Raw genomic sequence first — 3303 nt, forward strand, 5'->3', positions numbered from 1 at the left:
ACTTTCATCGCCCCCGCACCGCCCCGCACCATGGCCGCCACCTGCATAAACCCAATAACAACAGGTCCTTACGCCATGAGTACTTTCCACCCGCGCCGGCTGCTGCTGGCCACCGCTGTCGCCAGTCTTGCCCTGCCCGTCGTCGCCGAAGAACACGGCTTTCTCGAAGACGCCAGCGCCAACCTCAACCTGCGTAACTTCTTCTTCAACCGCAACTTCACCAACCCCACCAAAACCCAGGGCGGCGCGCAGGAGTGGACGCAGAGTTTTATCCTCGATGCCAAGTCCGGCTTTACCCAAGGCACCCTGGGTTTCGGTGTGGATGTGCTCGGTCTGTACGCGTTGAAGCTGGATGGCGGGCGCGGCACCGGGGGGACCCAACTGTTGCCGCTGGACCGTGACGGCCGCCCCGCCGATGAGTTCGGGCGTCTGGGCGTAGCGTTCAAGGCGCGTATTTCCAAGACCGAAGTGAAGGTTGGCGAATGGATGCCGGTGCTGCCGATCCTGCGTTCGGACGACGGCCGCTCCCTGCCGCAAACCCTGCGCGGCGGCCAGATAACGTCCAAGGAAATAGACGGCCTGACCCTCTACGGCGGCCAGTTCCGCGCCAACAGCCCGCGTGACGACAGCAGCATGACGGACATGTCGATGGTCGGTAAAACCGCCTTCACCTCCGACCGTTTCAACTTCCAGGGCGGCGAATACGCGTTCAACGACAAGCGCACCCAGATCGGCCTATGGAACGCGCAACTCAAGGACATCTACAGCCAACAGTTCGTCAACTTGATCCACAGCCAGCCCATCGGCGACTGGACCCTGGGCGCCAACCTCGGCTTTTTCTACGGCAAGGAAGACGGCAGCGCCCGCGCCGGCGACCTGGACAACAAGACCTGGTCCGGCCTGTTCTCGGCCAAATACGGCGGCAACACCTTCTACGTCGGCCTGCAAAAACTCACCGGCAGCAGTGCCTGGATGCGCGTCAACGGCACCAGCGGCGGCACCCTGGCCAACGACAGCTACAACGCCAGCTACGACAACGCCCAGGAGAAATCCTGGCAAGTGCGCCACGACTACAACTTCGTCGCCCTCGGCGTGCCTGGCCTGACCCTGATGAACCGCTATATCAGCGGCAGCAACGTGCACACAGGTTCAATCACCGACGGTAAGGAATGGGGCCGCGAAAGCGAACTGGGCTATACCGTGCAAAGCGGCAGCCTGAAAAACCTGACCGTGCGCTGGCGCAATTCCAGCATGCGTCGCGACTACAGCAACAACGAGTTCGATGAGAACCGGTTGATCGTCAGTTACCCGGTCAGTCTGTTGTAAAGCCGACTGACAGCTTGGAGGGAACGTTTTGGCGCGGGCGGCCACTGTCCATGGGCATGAATAACACCGGTCTCTCAACGTAGGATCACCCATGGACGTTTCGAACGGCCTTACCCGCTCTCCCTCGCCCCTTGCGCACGGCAACGTGCGCGTATCGCAAGCCCCCGTAGCGACCTTTGACGACCGTCACTACGGGCTCGCCAAACCACCCCATCTAAAATTTCACACGGTCCCGCCGATCCAGGCCCATCAACATGTGTTTCTGAATGACGGCAATGTGAAAGCCAGTGGGCAATCCTTATGGGAACAAGGTTATCCCTCCCCCCTCAACCAACGCCTGGTGCTTGAAACCGGCGATCAGGCGGACCAGGTCCACATCAGCCAAACTCACTACGGTCAATTGAATATTCGGGTCAACGACCAGTTGTACCACTTCGCCAGCCACGATAAAGAAGGCCAAGCGTTGAAGTTCCACCTGAAAACCCACGGCGGCAATGACAACGTGAGCATTGACGCCAACGTCATGCAGCCCATCACGATTGAAACCGGTGACGGCGATGACTGGGTCAGGGCCGGTGGCGGCTATACCCGCGTGTTCGGCGGCAACGGTAACGATGTCGTGCGCCTGGGCAGCGGCATGGGATACGCCGAAGGCAACGACGGTGACGACATCATCATGGGCGGCCCCGGCGATAACGTGGTCTATGGCAATAATGGCAATGACCGCCTCTATGCCGGTGCGGGCCCCCGCCACAAAAAGAGCTATATGGACGGTGGCAATGGCAACGACCAGCTCTACGCCGGCAACGGCCATACCGTCTTGCAGGGTGGCACCGGAAATGATCGGTTGATCGGCCACGACCAGACGACCTTCTACACCGGCATCGGCGCCGATACCGTCATCGCCAATCGCCCAGGCGACGCGATCTACGCTAAAGCCAGCGACACGATCAAGCACCTCAATGGATCGGTGTTGACCGCTGTATCTGCCCATGACGGCCCGATCCTGGGTGTTGTGATCAACGGGTCTGCCGACTTCATCCAACGCGTCGAAGACGACTTGGCGTTACTTCGCACCTCCCCCCAAGGCCAGCAGATGCTCGCCGAGATGGAGGCCGTTGCGCTGCGCAATGGCGCCCCGGTGACAATCGTGGAAGACCCGAGCGACACGGAGTCCAGCTACGTCTATGGCAGCCAGGAACTCAAGGCGTTGCTGCAGGACGAACGCGCGCCCGTGTCCGACGAGGATCCAAAATGGGGATTCATGATCAACGGTGTGCCGGGGTCTCGTGCGGACCGCGCTCAGATTCACTACAACCGGTCACACTTGAACGTATTGGCAGGCGTGACTCAGCTGCCCATCGTCGGGCTCTACCACGAAATGGTCCACGCCTATAACGCCGGCAATGGCACAACCTTCACAGGCACCACGCCGGAAGACGTTGAAGGCCAGCCCCACGACATCCACAACAGTGAACGCCAAGCAGTGGGGCTGCCCAATACCGCGCAACCGTTTGATTTCGACAATGACCCGGCCACCCCACCGACCGCGAGCAACCCCAAGGCCTTCACCGAAAACGCCTTGAACGAAGAAATGGGTAGGCCACTGCGCAAACAATACGCAGGATGAACCCGATGGCGTTTGTCAGCCCATCGGCGACTGGACCCCGGGCGCCAACCTCGGCTTTTTCTGCGGCAAGGAAGACCGCAGCGCCCGCGCCGGCGAACTGGGCTGCCCACGTACAGCCACGTCCTGACTGATCGCGGCTGCTTTTGTAGCAACTGGCCTCAATTGGAATAGGAACATTTAGCTGTGCTCGCTCGACAGAAGGATAGGTGCGCCTGCGCGGTAAATGCTGGCGACAAAGATCACATAATCTGACAGAAAGGTGACCGCCCGTGAGCGCAATAAACCCACCTCAAAACCACTCTATGCCACCATCCCCCCACCCTTCTGCCAGCAATCACCCCTCTGAC

General features: G+C 60.3%; 2 protein-coding genes. Both read left to right on the forward strand.

Translation table 11 applies throughout. The features are described 5' to 3' along the window. The first annotated feature begins 75 nt into the window (after positions 1 to 75). Complete coding sequence (locus K7431_RS30765; RefSeq protein WP_012722680.1) at positions 76 to 1326, forward strand: OprD family porin; 1251 nt, start codon at positions 76 to 78, stop codon at positions 1324 to 1326. A 91-nt stretch (positions 1327 to 1417) separates the two neighbouring features. Continuing rightward, positions 1418 to 2956, forward strand: a complete 1539-nt coding sequence (locus tag K7431_RS30770; protein WP_012722679.1) for a M91 family zinc metallopeptidase — start codon at positions 1418 to 1420, stop codon at positions 2954 to 2956. Positions 2957 to 3303: the final 347 nt, after the last annotated feature.

This window comes from Pseudomonas fluorescens group sp. (genome assembly GCF_020093335.1).
Lineage (GTDB): Bacteria > Pseudomonadota > Gammaproteobacteria > Pseudomonadales > Pseudomonadaceae > Aquipseudomonas > Aquipseudomonas petroselini.